This is a genomic window from Saliphagus sp. GCM10025334 (assembly GCF_042663485.1).
Classification (GTDB): domain Archaea; phylum Halobacteriota; class Halobacteria; order Halobacteriales; family Natrialbaceae; genus Natronosalvus.
On record NZ_JBHTAF010000002.1, the window covers coordinates 326,681 to 341,823 of the forward strand.

Genomic DNA, 15,143 nt, shown 5'->3' on the forward strand with positions numbered 1-15,143 from the left:
CCAGGCTGCCAACCAACCCCTCGAGCACGCAGTACCTACGCTCGCGGTTGCCGCCTCAAACCCGCTTCTCGAGCGCCGTTGCCAGCCGATCGTAAAATCCCGGTTCGTACTTCGTCGCGGCGTCGATCGTCGGACGGGCGTTGGTTTCGTTGACGACGGCCTCTCCGGACTCGGAGCTCGACACGAGGAGATCGACGCCCAGGAACGGAATCTCGAGTTCCTCGGCAACCGCGAGCGCGAGGTCCCGAAGATCGTCGGACAAATCGACACTCGTGGCCCGCCCGCCGCGGTGGACGTTGTGCTTCCACCGGCCGTCAGCTCGAGCACCCTCGGGGAGTCGACGCTCGACCGCGCCGACGTACTCGCCCTCGAGGACCATCACGCGGTAGTCGCTCGCGCCGGGGACGAACTCCTGGACGAGGAAGGACTTGTCGCCGGTCGCCCGGTAGTCGTGGACCAGCGAGAGGTACTCACAGATCCCCAGGAAGGAATCGAGATCGTGGGCTTTCGCGACGCCGACACCGCGAGTCGTCGAGTTCGGCTTGACGACGACGGGCGGCTCGAAACGCTCGAAGACGGCCGCCAGTTCCTCGTCGCTCACCGGGTTGGAGACGTAGACGGAGTCGGGGACCGGGAGGCCGGCGCACTCGAGGCGGGCGAGTACCCCCGCCTTGTTCCGGGAGGTGACGACGGCCTCGAGGTCGTTGAGCCACGGGACCTCGAGCAGGGCATCGGCGACGCCGCCTTCCATCAGCCGGCCGGGGTAGACGAAGCCGAGGTCGTACTCGTCGGGGGTCCAGGGCGGTTCCCTTAGCGGAACGGTTCGCGAGCGAACCGGCACGTGGTGGCAGGTGATCCCTCGTTCGGCGAGGGGCTCGCGCATGCGCTCGAAGGTCTCCTGCCGGTTGGCGACGGCGAGGTCGATCATACCGGTAGTGGGTGCGAGTCGGTAAAAGGTCCAGCGCCTCGTCGACCGGCATCTGGGGCGCTCGAGCGATTAGTACACGTCCCGGAGGACGGCCTCGAGCTCCTCGGCGGTCGGCTCGAGTCCGGGCGGAGCGTTGCCCATGAACGAGTCCTCGAGGATCGCCTCGGCCACCGCGGGGAACGCCTCGGGTTCGGGGCCGTCGACGTCGCGCAACCGCGACGGGAGCGAGAGCGCGTCGCGGACGTCCTCGACCGCCTCTACGACCGCGTGGGCGGGGTCGCCGTCGCGGTCGGGTGCGAGTGCCTCGGCCAGCAGGTCGCGCCGCGCGTCGACGCGGTCGAACAGGTACCGGAGCACCCGCGGGGCGACGATAGCGTGGGCGGCACCCTGCTGGACGTCGTACGTGCGGGTCAACCCGTGACCGAACGCGTGGATGATCGAGAGCGTCGTCTCCCCGGGTCTCGAGACGCCGTACTGGACGAGTGCGATGCCCTCGACGACCGGTCGCAACAGGTCCTCGTCGACGGGCCGCTCGCCGAGTGCTTCCAGTCCGTCACCGAGCAATCGCAGGCCGCGCATCGCCGTCGCGTCGGTGATCGGGGTCGCGTTGCGGGCGTAGAGCGTCTCGAGGCCCTTGTCGAAGCCGTTCATCGCGGAGGCCGCGAGGATCGGTTTCGGTGTCGTCGCGAACAGCGACGGGTCGTACACGACCGCGCGCGGCATCAGTCGCCGGTCGGAAACGCCGCCGCTCGCCGGTTCCTCGACCAGCCCCGACTCGGGCGAGGCGGTGACGCCAGCCACGTTCGACTGCTCGGCGCCCGCGAGCGTCGTCGGCACCGCGACGATCGGCGACAGCGAGCCGTCGGGGACCGAGATCGAACCCACTTCGGCGAGTTCCCGGCCAGCCTCGGCGGGGTCGCGGTCGTCCGCGGCGAGCACGCTGATCACCGTCGCCACGTCGAGACTGCTGCCGCCGCCCAGGCCGACGAGGACGTCCGCGTCGGACGCACGCATCGCCTCGAGGCCGTCGACGGCCGTCGACAGGCGCTTGCTCGCGGTCGTCTCCGCGAAGACGCCCGCCAGCCGCTCTCCCAGTCCCCGCTCGACGGGGTCGATCACCTCGGGTGTACTGCCCACCGTCGATCCACAGACGACGAGCGCACGGTCGAACCCCTGCTCGGCGAGTTCGTCCGACAGCGCGTCGACACAGCCCGTGCCGAACCGCAGCACCCCTGGATCGTACTCGAACCGAAACTGGTCGTCACGCGCCACGTCAGTTCGCCCCCGTCCCGGATCCGATCGTCTCGGGGTCGAACTCGGGAAGCTGTGCCTCGATCCGGTCGCGCTCGCTTTCCAGCCACTCCGGGAGCATCAGTCCCGATCCTAGGTCGTCAACGTCCTCGTCGACGGTGAATCCGGGTTCCGTCGTCGCCATCTCGAAGAGGACGCCGCCGGGTTCGCGGGAGTAGATCGAGCGGAAGTATTTGCGATCGATAATCTCGGTCGCGTTCAGTCCGTGATCGGCGAACGCCTCCCGCCAGCGTTCCTGTTCCTCGAGGTCGGCCGCCTCGAACGCGACGTGGTGGACGGTGCCGACGCCCATCCGCCCACGTGCTGCGTCGGTCTCGACGAGGTCGACGATCGATCCGGGTCCGCCGCCCGTCGCGCGGTAGCGGCGACGCCCGCCCGCTTCGGCCTCGAGTTCGAACCCGAGGACGTCCGTGAGGACCGACGCGGTCGGTCCGAACGCCGAGACAGCGAGCGTGACGCTGTGGAACCCGCGGGCCTGGTGGTCCGCCGGAACGGGACTCTCCGGCCACGGCTGTGCGTCGGCTTCGAGCGCCTCCTCCGAGGCCACGAACTCGAGGCCGATCCCGTCCGGCTCGTCGAATCCTATAACCGGCTCGCTGAAACGTTCGTCCTGGTCGACCTCGACCCCCGCCGACTCGAGACGGTCGATCCAGTACTCGACCGAGTCGGGAGGAATCAGGTAGGCGGTGTCCCGGGTCTGTCCTGCACCGAACTGGCCCCGTCGACCGCCGTCGGTCCAGGGGAAGAACGTAATGTTCGTCCCGGGCGTTCCCTCCCCGTCACCGAAGTAGAAGTGGTACGTGCCCGTGTCGTCGTGGTTGACCGTCCGCTTGACGAACCGCAGTCCCAGCGTCTCGACGTAGAACTCGGCGTTTCGTTGCGGATCGCCCGCGATGGCGGTCACGTGGTGAATTCCCGGCGTGGTCGGTTCCATTGTACGCTCAGTAGGGGCTGGAGGTACGTAGGGGTTGTTCGGACACCGGCGTTATCGGGTGACGAGGCGGTTATCACCGGACGTCGTCGTCGCCGAATCGTTATTGGGGCGGCCCGTGAAGGACTCACATGACCTGCCCGTTCCTGGAGTACCGCGACGAAGCCGACGGTCGACAGTTCGACCGACCGCGAGCGTACTGTACCGCCGCAGAGCGGTTCGTCCAGCCGATGCGCGCCGACATCTGCAACGACCGGTACGCCCTCGAGCACGAGGCCCACTGCGAGATCTATCGCGCACACGCCGAGGGGCCGGAGCCGTGAGCTACGCGGACTATCTCGCCGGCGAGCCGCTGATCGTCACCGCCGCGCTGACCGGCGGCGTCCACGGCAAGGAGGCGAATCCGAACCTCCCGGAGACGCCTGAAGAGATTGGCCGCGCCGCCGCGGCCGCGGAGGAGGCGGGCGCCGCCGTGGTCCACCTCCACGCCCGGAAGCCGAACGGCGAGCGCTCGTTTGCCACCGAGCGATTCCAGGCCATCGACGACGCGGTGCGAGCGCACGCCAACGACGTCATCGTCCAGCACTCGACAGGCGGGACGGGCGCCCCGGCCGCGGACCGCCACCTGCCGCTTCGTACGGACCCGCCGCCGGAGATGGCGTCGCTGGACATGGGACCCCTCAACCGGTACGACCACCTGACGAGCGAGAACACCCGCGGCATGGTCGACGCCCTCCACCAGGAGATGCGAGACCGCGGGATCAAACCGGAACTCGAGGTGTTCAACGACGGCCACCTGAACGAGGTCCACGACCTGCTCGAGCGCCGCGACCTCGCCGACCCGGTGTACGCCACGCTCATCTTCGGCGGCGGCACGCTCACGCGCCCCCGACCGCGAAACCTGCTGAACGCCGTCTCCAACCTTCCCGACGGCGCGCTGTTCAACACGCTCGGGTTCGGCCGCCACCAGTTGCCGCTCACGACGATGGGGATTCTCCTGGGCGGGCACGTCCGGGTCGGCCTCGAGGACAACGTCTACTACCGCCAGGGCGAACTCGCGACGAGCAACGCCCAGCTGGTCGAGCGAGTGGTTCGGATAGCGGGGGAACTCGAGCGGGAGGTTGCGACGCCGGCACAGGCACGGGAGATTCTCGGGTTGTAGGCGACTCGAGTGTTGGTCCGCTGGCCTCGAGTGAGGAGTGATCGCTCGGTAGAGAGTGGAGCATCAATAGCCGTCGTTGCCCTGGAGGTCCGGGAGTTCCACCGTCCACTCCCGGAACCGGGTTTCCAGGGGGAACACGTCCGTGGCGACGAGCGGGAGGTGGAGTCCGACCGCAACGATCAGCAGCCCGAGATTCGCCCACATCGAGTCGTACGAGACGACGCCGATTTCGAACGAGGTTTCGAAGATCGGCCAGAACGGTTCGATCGGTTCGGCCCAGTCCGATGCGAGGGCGTCTGCCAGCAGGTGACCGAGTCCGCCCAGTGTGAGCCCGCCGATCACGAACGCATAGATCGTTTCCCGGCTCACATCCTCTCCCTCGGACGTCTGCCACCACCGTCGGAGCAGCGGGCTGAGCACAGCGGTGAGGAGGAACCCGGCGACGATGGCGAACCCGACCACGAACACTACGGTGTGGGTCACGCCGTGGTGTTTCACTGGGAGGCCGAGTGATTGTAACGCGAGGTCGATGTCCGGCAGGCGCGACGTCACCAGGACGAACGCGATAAATGCGACGCTCGTCCGTCCATCCCAGAGAATCCACGCGGGCAGTGCGAAGAGCAATCCGACAGCAACGTGTCCCAATGGTTGTACCATCTGGTATTTCTAGCGTCTACTGAGAGTAGGTGACGAGGGAATTGGTACCCTCGAGTTTCTATTCTCTCGGTCACTGTCGCGGAATGCTCGATCCATTCGCGTAGAAAGTCATGGTGGGAAATAATAAGTGATAACGTTGCCACTGCCATTGTGACGGGAGAGCACGCAGTGACACGAATCCTCCATATTCAGCAGGCCGTTTGTCTCAGCTGCTGCAGATTTCGAGGGGCGACTGATTCGAAACAGCCTGCAATCGGTGCCACCTGAAGCAGTTATCCCGCTCGAGCATCGAGTACCGATATGCAGTGGTGCGACCAGTCAACAGGATTATCCGGAGGCGATAGTGTGAGCGCCCGGAACCGAAGCCAGGAGGGGCACGTGGCGTGACTGACGACCCCCTCCCGGCCGGACACCTCTCACCGCTCGCCACGCTCGTCGACGAGGTGCTCGCGGGCGTCGGCTACGAGATGGCGGCCGCCATCGACGCCATCGACGACGCTGTCCCCGGGTACGGCGGTCTATTCGACCCCGAAACCACCCCGGCCGAGTTACGTCGCGCACTCGAGAGCCTGCTGGCGTCAGAACTCACCCGTTCACCCGTCCCCGAACCGACGAGCGATACGTTCGTCCTCTACGTTGACGGCAGTTCACGCGGCAACCCCGGCCCCGCAGGGGCGGGCGCCGTCATCGTGGACGCTGCGGAGAACCAACTCGCCCGTCTCGGCCGACCCGTCGGCTCCCGGACGGGAAACAACACCGCCGAGTACGTCGCCCTCCAGCTCGGGCTCTCCGAACTGGTGGCTCGCTACGAGCCACGCAGGCTGGACGTGCGCATCGACTCGATGACGGTCATCCGAGACATCTGGGGTGGCGAGGACCCGACGGAACCGGGCGTCGAGACGTACAGCGATGCCGTCATGGCGGCACTGTCGAGCATCCCGGACCACCAGTATACGCACCTGGCCGACAGCGACCCGAACCCAGCCGACGCACTGGCGACAGTGGGAGCCGATATCGCAGCCTTCGGACCTGGATAGCAGTTGATTCTCTCAGGCAGAAAGGGTGACAAACGGGTCACGACGACTCCTGTAGATTCGTCGTGTTCGTTCACCATGGCGTCTATTGAACGTTGAACGGTCCGAAAGTCGACACACGAGAAAGCGACCGCTCGAGCACCTGAACACGCCGAAAATCGAGGAACCGATCAGGAGATCAGCTGCTCTTCGCCGCGCTCGACGACGATCCGGCACGGGGGCGTGATCTTGTTGTACGCCCGGCGGAACGCGTCCTTCGCGAAGTCGGCGTCTTCGACGTCACACCAGACGGTGAACAGGCGCTCGCCGCGCTGGATACGGGCGGCGGTGCCGACGATCTTCCCGAACGACTGGCGCATTCCGTCGGAGACACGGTCTGCGCCCGCACCCGTCGCCTGCTTGTTCTCTCGCAGGACCTGGTGGGGGAACTTCCGGAGAATCATCTTGTACTGGAACTCGCCGGCGTTCTTGATCATGTGGCGGTTCGCCGAGAGGCGGGCGGCCTCGAGGCTCCCGTGGCGGATCTGGCACTCCTCGTCGACGACGAGGCTGATCTGGACGGGGTAGTCCTCGGGCTCGGCGCTGGTGTCGCCCATCTTGTGCTGGGCGATCTTCGAACCGGGGATCCCGGTGATGTACTCGCGTCGCGTGTAGGCCGGCTTGTCGATTTGCCGGTACATCGAGGCAGGTTTGTCGGACATGGTTACTTGGTGGGAACGAGGCCCACCGCGGGAATAAAGGCTTCGAACCGTTCCTGCGGTACCGTCGGCTGTGAGAGGCCGGGATTCGGTTCGGGACTCCCAATCGTCCCGCTGGTTCGATCCTGCGGAACGCGAGCCGGTTCGATCGAAATACGTCCCACCGACTGCCGATCGACGGCGCGTTTAAGGGGACTGCCCCGTTAGTCTCTGTCATGACGAGTTTCCGGATTGGGTCGCTGTTCGGCATTCCTATCAAACTCGACGTGACCTTTCTCCTGGTGCTCCCCTTCTTCGCGTACTTGATCGGGGTCCAGATCGAGCCGGTCGCCGACCTCCTGAACGAGGTGATGGGCGCGGGCATCTCGAGCGAGGCCATCACCACCGGCACGACGCCGTGGGTACTCGGCCTCGTGGCCGCGATCGGGCTCTTCGTCGGCGTCGTACTCCACGAACTCGGCCACTCGCTGACGGCCCAGCGCTTCGGCTTTCCGATCGAGTCGATCACCCTCTGGCTGCTTGGCGGCCTCGCGGCGCTCTCGGAGATGCCCGAGGACTGGCGACAGGAACTGGCGATCGCGATCGCCGGGCCGATCGTCTCCGTCCTCGTCGGATTCGCCTCCTACGGTCTCTTTACCGTGACGCCGGCCTCGCTCGACGGGGTTCGGTTCGTGCTCGGCTACCTGGCCGTGCTCAACGTCGGCCTGGCGATCTTCAACATGGTCCCCGCGTTTCCGATGGATGGGGGACGGGTACTCCGGGCGCTGCTGGCGCGCAACCAGCCCTACGCCAGAGCGACCCAGCAGGCCGCGAGCGTCGGTAAACTGTTCGCCGTACTCATGGCCCTCTTCGGCGTGCTGACCTTTCGGGTCCTGCTCATCGCCGTGGCCTTCTTCGTCTACATCGCCGCCTCCGGCGAGTCCAGGCAGGTGACGATGAAGGCCGCCTTCGAGGGCGTCACCGTCTCGGACATCATGACGCCAGCGACGGACCTCCACACCGTCAATCCCGGGACGAGCGTCGCCGACCTCATCCGCCGCATGTTCAGCGAACGCCACACCGGGTATCCCGTCCTCGAGGACGGCTACCTGGTCGGTCTCGTTACCCTCTCTGACGCCCGGGACGTCAAACCCGTCGAGCGGGACGCGTTCACCGTCTCGGACGTGATGAGCACCGAGTTGAAGACCATCGAACCGACCGCCGACGCGATGACGGCCCTCGAGCGGATGCAACAGGACGACATCGGTCGGCTCCTGGTCGTCGACGGCAGGGGTGAGGGCGACCTCGTCGGCCTGATCACGCGGACAGACCTGATGACCGCGCTGAACATCATCCGCGAAAGCGGGGCGTTGAACCCGGCGGCCGAGGTCAGTACGGCCGACTGACGGCTCCCGGGTTAGAAACCCACGAACCATGTGGCCGAGCGGTGTCAGGCTTCCTTCTCGAGAAACGCCACGTAGTGCGCCTCGCGCTCGAGCATCTCCGCGAGCGTCCAGGGCGTTCCGATCGTAGCTTCCCGTAATCGGTCGGATGAACACAGCAGGAAGTGCAGCGTCGGGCCGACCAGTTGCGAGCCGTCGCCCGCCGGGAGATACTCGAAGTGAAAGCACCGGTGGGCGACCCCGTCGCGGGGATCGGACCGATATCCTAAGAACGACTCGTCGAGCCGTCGCGGATCGTAGTTGTCGACCACCGCGAGCGCGCGGTCGTCGGTCACCCGAGCGAACGCCGCGAGGAGCGCCGAAATTCCCTCGAGGGAGCCGCCCAGTCCGAGCTGGGTGCCCACGCACTGAAGTGACCGGAATTGCCCGTTCTCGAAGGGGAGGTCGAACATGTCACCGACCAGCACGTCGTCCGCACCACGCGCTCGAGCGGTCGCGACGGCCCATCGGTCGACGTCGATTCCCGTTATCGCACAGTCCCGATCCTGGAACCAGCGGACGTGCTGGCCCGACCCGCACCCCACGTCGAGCACCGGGTCGCCCCGGGCGGCGAGTCGCTCGAGCCGTTCGACCGTCTGGTCGGCCCATTCAGATCGCGGTTGGAAGTAGAACCCCTCGACGTTGCCGTCTCGAGTGCAGGGCCCGTCGCGATAGCGGAGGGTCCCGCCGGCTCCGCGATGGTGATCGTACATCGCCCGACCGAGCGGGTCGCTCGCTCGCAATGGATCGATCGCCATGCTCGAGACGACGGATCGGACAGTAATAAAATCATTATGATATATGATCCCAGGTAACGCGTGACACGACACCAACTAACACGAATTGGTGCTACCGACCAGCCTCCTCATCTCCGCCTCGAGTTCGCCAAGGTGATCTGCCCTCCGTAATTCTGTTCTCGACCTTCATCGTCCGTGATTCCGTTCTCGACTCCGCCATCCGCAACCCCATTTTCGACCCTGCTGTCCGTCACCGATATAGGCTCGCCGCTCGAACCGTCGAGCATGCGAGTCGAGTTCGACGAAGAGACGTGCATTGGGATGTACCAGTGCGTCGCCGAGTGGAGCGCCTTCGAGAAGGACAAGTCGGCGGGAAAAGCCGTCCTGCTCGACGCCGAAGAGGTCGAAGACGGTATCTTCGTCCGCGACGTGCCCGAGGACGCCGAACTCGACGCGAAGTTCGCCGCCCGGACCTGCCCCGTCGACGCGATCACGATCTACGACGACGACGGCGAGCAACTAATCCCCTGACGCCGTCGCTCGAGCGTTCGTCGTCGGCCAAGAAATCGTCGTGGTGTGCGACCGCGACTTACTCGTCGAGGTGCTCGATGCCCTTCTTCGAGACGTTCGCCTCGGTAATCTCGCCTGGCATCCAGTCCGGCTTGTCGTCCGGCGCCTCTTCCTCCCAGGCCCAGCCGTCGTAGATGTGGACCTTCTCCGTACCTTTCTCGCGGAGTCGGAGTTCGACGCGGTCGGCGCTGTCCTCGCTGCTTCCGGGATCGAGTCGTCGAGCGGCCTTCAACGCAGCCTGTCGGGGCGTATTGCCCGAGAAGACGCTCGATTCGTCGCCGCCGTTTTCGCGCAGTGCAAAGTTTCGCTTACCGTCTTCACGTACCATGGTTTTCGACCTCCGTGTCAACCCAGCACACGGTTTACTATAAAGATATCCCCCAAAACCGGACGACGGCGCCGGTATCTTTAAGTGGGTAGCGAACACCACCTCTCGGCAAGACTCGTAGACGACGCCGTGGTAAGCGAACTGACTGATTCTCTCTCCCGTGTGAACGCGAGACAGTGGTTGTGGCGTAGAAAACACTTAAGTATATCCTACGGCGAAGTTCGTTCTAGAAACCCGCGATGGTACGGAAAAAGAAGCTGAGTCCAAGCGGTGCGAAAGACGACGACGGCAACTATCACAACGTTCACCTGAACCTCCACGAAGACGAACTCGCGGTCGCGGGCATGGATATCGGCGACGAGGTATTCGTCCGCGTCAGGGACGGCAAGATCATCATCCAGAAAGCCGACGAGGACGACGTCGAACACGAGTTCTAACGCACTCCGCCGGCCGGTATCGAATTACTCTCGAGCGCGCCGCTCGTCGGTGAGTATGCGGTCGATACACCCAGGCGGTTGTCATCGCAGGGTGGTGGTTATATTCTACTCGTTGGTGTACTCCCGGAGAGAGTGGGCTATCGAACGGGTACGCCGACGCCGCGTCGACTCCTCGGCGTCGAGAGATCGGCTGCGATCGGAACCGTTCTCCGCCCGCATCGTCTGAACCGAATCGACCGAAACCCGGCCGTGACCGACGACGGCGCTACAGACCACGTGCCAGCTCCCGCAGGTTACCACGCGACTCCCCACCCCCCACCCCCCACACCGTGACACACACACGTTCACCGAACCTCTCCGGGTACGCGATCGACTGGTTTCGCGAGCACGACCGGGAGTCGTTTCTGGACCTCTACGCGACCGTTTTCGACCGCCAGCGAACCGCCGAGTGGTTTCGGTGGAAGTACGAGGCCAACCCGTACGTCGATCACGTTCCCATCGCCGTCGCGAGGCGACAGCCTTCGGGGACCGTCGTCGGCTGTCGCGCCTACTTCCCGCTCGAGGTCAGCGTCGACGGCGAGACACACCTCGCGTTCCAGCCCTGCGATACGATGGTCCATCCGGATCACCGCCGCCGCGGGTTGTTCACGGCGATGAACCGCTGGGGCCTCGAGCAATACGACGACGACGGGCCGGCCTTCTTCTTCAACTTCCCGAACGCGCAGTCGAAGCCAGGTAACGAACGACTCGGCTGGCGTCCGGTCGGAACCGTCCCGATGTACTATCGGGTCCAGAACCCCGTGGCGGTCCTCGCTCGATGGCTCCGGGCGGTCGATTCGACGGACGACTTCCGCGTACCGATAACCGACGATTCAGCCGGTACAACCGATTCGAACGCCGACCTCGAGTCGGCCGCGCAGTCGGCTACGAGGGAATCGACGGAGTCGCCAGGTGTGTTCGCCCGTGGCCTCACGAGGGCCGTGACGACGGGTCACCGACTCGGTGATCGACTGCTCGCACAGTGGTCACTGCTCGACGCAGACGTCGACGTGACCGTCGAGCGCTACGACCAGGCACCAGTTGGAACGCTCGAGACGCTCGCGCGCAGGTCACGGTCGGACGGCGTTCGCGTCCGCCGGTCGTCGACGTTCTACCGATGGCGACTGGACAATCCCCTGCACGAGTACGTGACCGTTCTCGCGAGACGAGCAGACACCGGACTCCCGGTCACCGCAATTATCGTCTCACCACAGGACGACCACGTCCGGCTGGTCGACACCCTTCCGCGCGGCGTCGGCGCGAACGACCCCGCCGTGCCGGTGCTCGAGCAGTTGCTCCTGGCGGTACTCGAGGACTATCGAGAGAAACCGTTTCTCACGGCGTTCGGCGACGTCCTTCCCGACCCTCTCCGGTATCGATTCCTCCCGGACACCCGGGCGCCCCTGCGACCGGTCCTGCGGCCGACCACGCGAACGCTGTACGCCCGCGGACTCGACGACGAAGTGAGTCGGCGACTCGACTCGAGTACGATCGACGACTGGCATCTGTCGCGGCTGGATCTAGATACAACCTGAGCCGGGTTCTACAGGCGGAGCAGGTCGAGGCGATTCACTCCGCCAGCACCTCGAGGTCGAACTCGAAGCCGGCGACGGGGACCTCGAGGTCGTGCTCGACGAGGACCTCCGGATGCAGTTCCCCGATGACGCCGACTTCCTCGCCGTCGATCACGACGGCCGCCGTCCGACCGGGGATGTACGACGGATGCTCCGTCGGTGGCGTCTCGAGGTCGCCGCCGAAGCTCCGGACGAGCGCTTGCAGCCTGGATTTAGCGTCCTCGTAGGCGGCGTCGTGGCGAGCGAGGACGGCACCGACGTACCACCCCTCGCCGACGCCCGTGTTCTCGGCGTCGTCGACCCGCGCGGCGAAGCCGATTTCGGCCAGGTCCTGGGGATACCGGCGGTGAGTGTTGTTCTCGAGGACCATCAGCAGCGAGGGCGTGACCCACGTGCGGAGCATCGTGTAGTCCTCGCTGTAGGGGCCCTTGATCGTCGCCGACTCGCCAGCGCCGTAAGCGTCGTCGTCGGGTGCGAGCCCCATCCGGTCGAAGTTCTCGACCTCGCTGATCATGTGGAAGTTCAGCAGGTCCTGGAAGCCGAGGCCGACCAGTCGGGTCCGGGCGGCATTCTCGAGGCGGGAGCGCTCGTGGCGGCCGCCGATGGTCCCCACGTCGGGGTATCGGGGCTCGAGGTCGTTGAAGCCGTAGGCACGCCCGAGATCGTCGATGACGTCGAGTGGGTGGAGGACGTCGACGCGGTAAGGCGGGATGGTGACCTCGTAGGTGAGAGGGTCCTCGCCGTCTTCGTCGCCGCCGTCGTTGCCGTCGAGTACTGCTCCGGCAGTCTCGGACCGGTCGGGTCGCTCCGCCTCGAGCCCCGACCGTTCAGCCAGGTCGATCACCTGCTCGGGCTCGAGGTCGATCCCGAGGATGGACTCGATGCGGGCGTGGGGGACGGTCTTCGTCTTGGTCGAGAAGTCGGGCCGGACGACTCGCTGGTCTGGATACTCGACCGCCACCTCCTCCACCGTCGCGCCGCGGGCCGACAGCGCGTAGCAGACGATGTTGAGCATCCGATCGATCGTCCATTGGTCGGTGCCCGTCATCTCGACGAAGAGGTCTCGAGAGTCCGTCGAGACCTCCGTCCGGCGGCCGTTGATCACCGGCGGGAACGAAAACAGGCCCAGATCGTCGTAGATCGCCGGGTAGCGCTCGTACTCGCTCACGAGGTCGGCGTACGTCTTGCCGGTCTGGTGTTCTTCGAGCACGTCGGCGGGCGTCAATTCTCGATCCGAATCGAGAGGCACGAAGCGGTCCTCGTCAGGTTCGACGCCGACGTACTCGATGGTCGGGTTGCCCTCGGTCGCCGCGCTCCCTTTGAGCATCGTCATGTCGTGAATCCCGATGGCTCCCTTCGCCCGCTTGCGGCCCATCGTCGCGTGCAGTTTCTCCTGGAGCTGGATCAGCGACTCCAGCGCCGCCTCGTCCAGGTCGACGTCCCGGATCACCGCGCCCGTGACGTACGGGCGCTCGTCGGGCACGGAGTCGTCGACGACGATAGTCCAGTCGTGAGCGTTCGTCGTCGGGACGTACACGCCGCGGGCGTCGCCGTACTGGTAACGAAGCGAACGGGCGACGCCCTCGACCGACAGCCGGTCGAGGCGGTCCGGGGCGAACTCGAGTTCGAACTCCCCCTCGTCCGTCCGGCCCTCGTACTCGAGACCGAGGCCGAACAGGTCCGATTTGAGGTCGTCGTCGCCTTTCTCCTCGTGGCCGGTCAGTTCGCGCAGTTCGTCGGGATCGATTTCGACCGTGGGCATCAGTAAGTCACCTCCGTCTCGCGCAGCAGTTCCAGGTCACACAGCGTCCCGTGAATGTCCCGGATGTCCTCGAAGCCGTACATCAACATGAGCAGGCGCTCGAGGGCGAGCCCCCAGGCCATCACGTCACACTCGACGCCCAGCGGTTCTAGCATCTCTTCGCGGAAGATGCCCGAGTTGCCGATTTCCACCATCTCGCCCGTCGTCGGATGCGTGCCGAACAGCTCGAACGACGGTTCGGTGTAGGGGTTGTAGTGGGGTTTGAACTCGATGTCCGTGATCCCGAACTGGGCGTAGAACTCCTCGAAGGTGCCCATCAGGTCCCGCACCGACAGATTCTCGGCCATCACCCAGCCCTCGATCTGGAAGAACTCCAGCAGGTGGGTCGGGTCCAGCGTGTCGTTCCGGTAGACCTTCTCTACGCTAAAGTACCGCTGTGGCGGCTCGAGGTCGCCGATCTGGTGGCCCGACAGGTATCGCGCCGAGAGCGACGTCGTGTGTCCGCGAAGCGCGATGGCGCGCGCGAAGTCCTCGTCCCACGGCGAGTTGTAGCCCTCGCCGTCCTCGCCGACGCCCTCGCGGTGGGCGCGCTCGACGCGCTCGACGAGGTCCTCGGGGAGGTGGTCGATGTGGGTCGGGTGCTCGAGGGCGAACCGGTCCCAGTGCGTTCGCGCCGGGTGGTCCTGGGGCATGAACAGGCAGTCGTTGATCCAGAAGTCCGCGTCTGCGTGGGGACCGTCCATCTCCTGGAAGCCCATGCCGACGAGGGTGTCCTTGACCCGCTCGGCGGTCTGGCGCAGGATGTGGACGCTGCCGCCGTCGACGGGCGCCGCGTCGGCCTCGACGTTGTACGCGGAGAACTCGGCGTCCCGCCAGTCGCCGCTTGTCAGGAGGTCGGGCGTGACCTGGCCGACCGTCTCGGCCGTCTCGATGCCCGCCATCAATTCCGTGACACCCATTTCGGTGAGCGCCGCCTCGCGGACGGTCGACTCGCTGCGCTCGAGCAGGCCCCGCCGCTCGAGGTGCTCGAGGGTGTCGTCGCCGATCTCGAGGGCGTCGGTTGCCGTTTTGGCGTCGCCGTCGCTTTCGCTGTCGCCCTCAGCCAGCGCCTCGAGCGCGTTCGCCTCGGCGTCCGATTCTGGATCAGCGTCGGGATCGGCCGTGATCTCGCCGCCGTCGATCGCGCCGTAGCCCTTGCGCGCGTAGTTCGACAGCGCGATGTTGACCTGTGGGCCCTCGAGCCCGGACTGGCCGATGACGCGGCCCATCTCGACGGCCTCGTCGTCGGCCCCGGCCGCGAGCGCGGCCTCGTAGAGGCGCACCTCGGGGAGGCCGTCGGCGGCGTACTCGCGACCCTCGTCGGTGAGGGCGATCGTTTCGTCGACCCGCTCGCTGACGTCGACCAGCCCCACCTCCTCGAGTTCGAAGACCGCGCCGGTGACGGTCTCGGGGGGCAGGTCAGTCGCGTCGGCGAGGGCGTCGACGCTCCGTGCCTCGTCTGCGCTCGCGGCCTGGACGACCGCGGCCTGTGGTGTGGGTAACTGCATTCGCTTG

16 protein-coding genes are annotated in these 15,143 nt (G+C 65.9%); 7 read left to right on the plus strand and 9 right to left on the minus strand.

Annotated features, from left to right (window positions below; genetic code table 11):
- Window positions 1–55 precede the first annotated feature (55 nt).
- From ACFQO4_RS09910 to ACFQO4_RS09920, 3 genes are all read right to left on the minus strand, one after another.
- The gene (locus tag ACFQO4_RS09910) at window positions 56–928 is read right to left on the minus strand and encodes an ATP-grasp domain-containing protein (protein ID WP_500260755.1); all 873 of its coding nucleotides are present in this window, start codon (window positions 926–928) and stop codon (window positions 56–58) included.
- A gap of 69 nt (window positions 929–997) precedes the next feature.
- Window positions 998–2,200 carry an iron-containing alcohol dehydrogenase family protein gene (locus ACFQO4_RS09915; RefSeq protein ID WP_500260756.1) on the minus strand — a complete coding sequence of 401 codons (1,203 nt, stop codon included), beginning with the start codon at window positions 2,198–2,200 and terminating at the stop codon, window positions 998–1,000.
- A gap of 1 nt (window position 2,201) precedes the next feature.
- Window positions 2,202–3,173, minus strand: a complete 972-nt coding sequence (locus ACFQO4_RS09920) for a ring-cleaving dioxygenase (RefSeq protein WP_500260757.1) — start codon at window positions 3,171–3,173, stop codon at window positions 2,202–2,204.
- Window positions 3,174–3,301: 128 nt separating this feature from the next.
- Here ACFQO4_RS09920 and ACFQO4_RS09925 point away from each other — a divergent pair, with 128 nt between their 5' ends.
- Both ACFQO4_RS09925 and ACFQO4_RS09930 read left to right on the plus strand, forming a co-directional pair.
- Entirely contained in the window at window positions 3,302–3,493 is a 192-nt protein-coding gene (locus ACFQO4_RS09925; protein ID WP_500260758.1) for a hypothetical protein, read from the plus strand.
- On the plus strand, window positions 3,490–4,332 hold the full coding sequence (locus tag ACFQO4_RS09930) for a beta-keto acid cleavage family enzyme (RefSeq protein ID WP_500260759.1): 843 nt from the start codon (window positions 3,490–3,492) through the stop codon (window positions 4,330–4,332). The genes ACFQO4_RS09925 and ACFQO4_RS09930 overlap by 4 nt, the downstream gene beginning before the upstream one ends.
- 63 nt (window positions 4,333–4,395) lie before the next feature.
- Here ACFQO4_RS09930 and ACFQO4_RS09935 read toward each other — a convergent pair whose 3' ends face one another.
- On the minus strand, window positions 4,396–4,989 hold the full coding sequence (locus ACFQO4_RS09935) for a metal-dependent hydrolase (RefSeq protein WP_500260760.1): 594 nt from the start codon (window positions 4,987–4,989) through the stop codon (window positions 4,396–4,398).
- Window positions 4,990–5,372: 383 nt separating this feature from the next.
- On the opposite strand from ACFQO4_RS09935, the gene ACFQO4_RS09940 reads away from it, so the two are divergent.
- Window positions 5,373–6,026, plus strand: a complete 654-nt coding sequence (locus tag ACFQO4_RS09940) for a ribonuclease HI family protein (RefSeq protein WP_500260761.1) — start codon at window positions 5,373–5,375, stop codon at window positions 6,024–6,026.
- A 167-nt stretch (window positions 6,027–6,193) separates the two neighbouring features.
- Here ACFQO4_RS09940 and ACFQO4_RS09945 read toward each other — a convergent pair whose 3' ends face one another.
- Window positions 6,194–6,724, minus strand: coding sequence for a 50S ribosomal protein L16 (locus ACFQO4_RS09945; protein ID WP_500260762.1), 531 nt, complete (start codon window positions 6,722–6,724; stop codon window positions 6,194–6,196).
- A 212-nt stretch (window positions 6,725–6,936) separates the two neighbouring features.
- Between ACFQO4_RS09945 and ACFQO4_RS09950 the strand changes: the two genes are divergently transcribed.
- On the plus strand, window positions 6,937–8,106 hold the full coding sequence (locus ACFQO4_RS09950) for a CBS domain-containing protein (protein WP_500260763.1): 1,170 nt from the start codon (window positions 6,937–6,939) through the stop codon (window positions 8,104–8,106).
- A gap of 44 nt (window positions 8,107–8,150) precedes the next feature.
- On the opposite strand, the gene ACFQO4_RS09955 is transcribed toward ACFQO4_RS09950, so the two are convergent.
- The gene (locus ACFQO4_RS09955) at window positions 8,151–8,900 is read right to left on the minus strand and encodes a class I SAM-dependent methyltransferase (RefSeq protein WP_500260764.1); all 750 of its coding nucleotides are present in this window, start codon (window positions 8,898–8,900) and stop codon (window positions 8,151–8,153) included.
- Between the two features lie 264 nt (window positions 8,901–9,164).
- Between ACFQO4_RS09955 and ACFQO4_RS09960 the strand changes: the two genes are divergently transcribed.
- Window positions 9,165–9,410: a ferredoxin gene (locus ACFQO4_RS09960; protein ID WP_500260765.1), complete on the plus strand. Its 246-nt coding sequence runs from the start codon at window positions 9,165–9,167 to the stop codon at window positions 9,408–9,410.
- 58 nt (window positions 9,411–9,468) lie between these two features.
- On the opposite strand, the gene ACFQO4_RS09965 is transcribed toward ACFQO4_RS09960, so the two are convergent.
- Complete coding sequence (locus ACFQO4_RS09965) at window positions 9,469–9,777, minus strand: non-histone chromosomal MC1 family protein (RefSeq protein ID WP_500260766.1); 309 nt, start codon at window positions 9,775–9,777, stop codon at window positions 9,469–9,471.
- Window positions 9,778–10,016: 239 nt separating this feature from the next.
- Between ACFQO4_RS09965 and ACFQO4_RS09970 the strand changes: the two genes are divergently transcribed.
- Both ACFQO4_RS09970 and ACFQO4_RS09975 read left to right on the plus strand, forming a co-directional pair.
- The gene (locus tag ACFQO4_RS09970; RefSeq protein WP_008013187.1) at window positions 10,017–10,214 is read left to right on the plus strand and encodes a hypothetical protein; all 198 of its coding nucleotides are present in this window, start codon (window positions 10,017–10,019) and stop codon (window positions 10,212–10,214) included.
- Window positions 10,215–10,543: 329 nt separating this feature from the next.
- On the plus strand, window positions 10,544–11,788 hold the full coding sequence (locus ACFQO4_RS09975) for a GNAT family N-acetyltransferase (RefSeq protein ID WP_500260767.1): 1,245 nt from the start codon (window positions 10,544–10,546) through the stop codon (window positions 11,786–11,788).
- A 34-nt stretch (window positions 11,789–11,822) separates the two neighbouring features.
- Here the strand turns inward: ACFQO4_RS09975 and pheT are convergent, their stop codons facing one another.
- On the minus strand, window positions 11,823–13,589 hold the full coding sequence (pheT, locus tag ACFQO4_RS09980) for a phenylalanine--tRNA ligase subunit beta (protein WP_500260768.1): 1,767 nt from the start codon (window positions 13,587–13,589) through the stop codon (window positions 11,823–11,825).
- Window positions 13,589–15,136 (minus strand): phenylalanine--tRNA ligase subunit alpha, encoded by a 1,548-nt coding sequence (gene pheS, locus ACFQO4_RS09985; protein WP_500260769.1) that lies wholly within the window; start codon window positions 15,134–15,136, stop codon window positions 13,589–13,591. The genes pheT and pheS overlap by 1 nt, the downstream gene beginning before the upstream one ends.
- Between the last annotated feature and the right edge of the window lie 7 nt (window positions 15,137–15,143).

Bases quoted from the DNA above. Each gene is read 5' to 3' on its own strand.
- ACFQO4_RS09910 (WP_500260755.1), bottom strand. From the start codon at position 928: ATGATCGACCTCGCCGTCGCCAACCGGCAGGAGACCTTCGAGCGCATG.
- ACFQO4_RS09920 (WP_500260757.1), bottom strand. From the start codon at position 3,173: ATGGAACCGACCACGCCGGGAATTCACCACGTGACCGCCATCGCGGGC.
- ACFQO4_RS09925 (WP_500260758.1), top strand. From the start codon at position 3,302: ATGACCTGCCCGTTCCTGGAGTACCGCGACGAAGCCGACGGTCGACAG.
- ACFQO4_RS09935 (WP_500260760.1), bottom strand. From the start codon at position 4,989: ATGGTACAACCATTGGGACACGTTGCTGTCGGATTGCTCTTCGCACTG.
- ACFQO4_RS09945 (WP_500260762.1), bottom strand. From the start codon at position 6,724: ATGTCCGACAAACCTGCCTCGATGTACCGGCAAATCGACAAGCCGGCC.
- ACFQO4_RS09950 (WP_500260763.1), top strand. From the start codon at position 6,937: ATGACGAGTTTCCGGATTGGGTCGCTGTTCGGCATTCCTATCAAACTC.
- ACFQO4_RS09955 (WP_500260764.1), bottom strand. From the start codon at position 8,900: ATGGCGATCGATCCATTGCGAGCGAGCGACCCGCTCGGTCGGGCGATG.
- ACFQO4_RS09960 (WP_500260765.1), top strand. From the start codon at position 9,165: ATGCGAGTCGAGTTCGACGAAGAGACGTGCATTGGGATGTACCAGTGC.
- ACFQO4_RS09965 (WP_500260766.1), bottom strand. From the start codon at position 9,777: ATGGTACGTGAAGACGGTAAGCGAAACTTTGCACTGCGCGAAAACGGC.
- ACFQO4_RS09970 (WP_008013187.1), top strand. From the start codon at position 10,017: ATGGTACGGAAAAAGAAGCTGAGTCCAAGCGGTGCGAAAGACGACGAC.
- pheT (WP_500260768.1), bottom strand. From the start codon at position 13,589: ATGCCCACGGTCGAAATCGATCCCGACGAACTGCGCGAACTGACCGGC.
- pheS (WP_500260769.1), bottom strand. From the start codon at position 15,136: ATGCAGTTACCCACACCACAGGCCGCGGTCGTCCAGGCCGCGAGCGCA.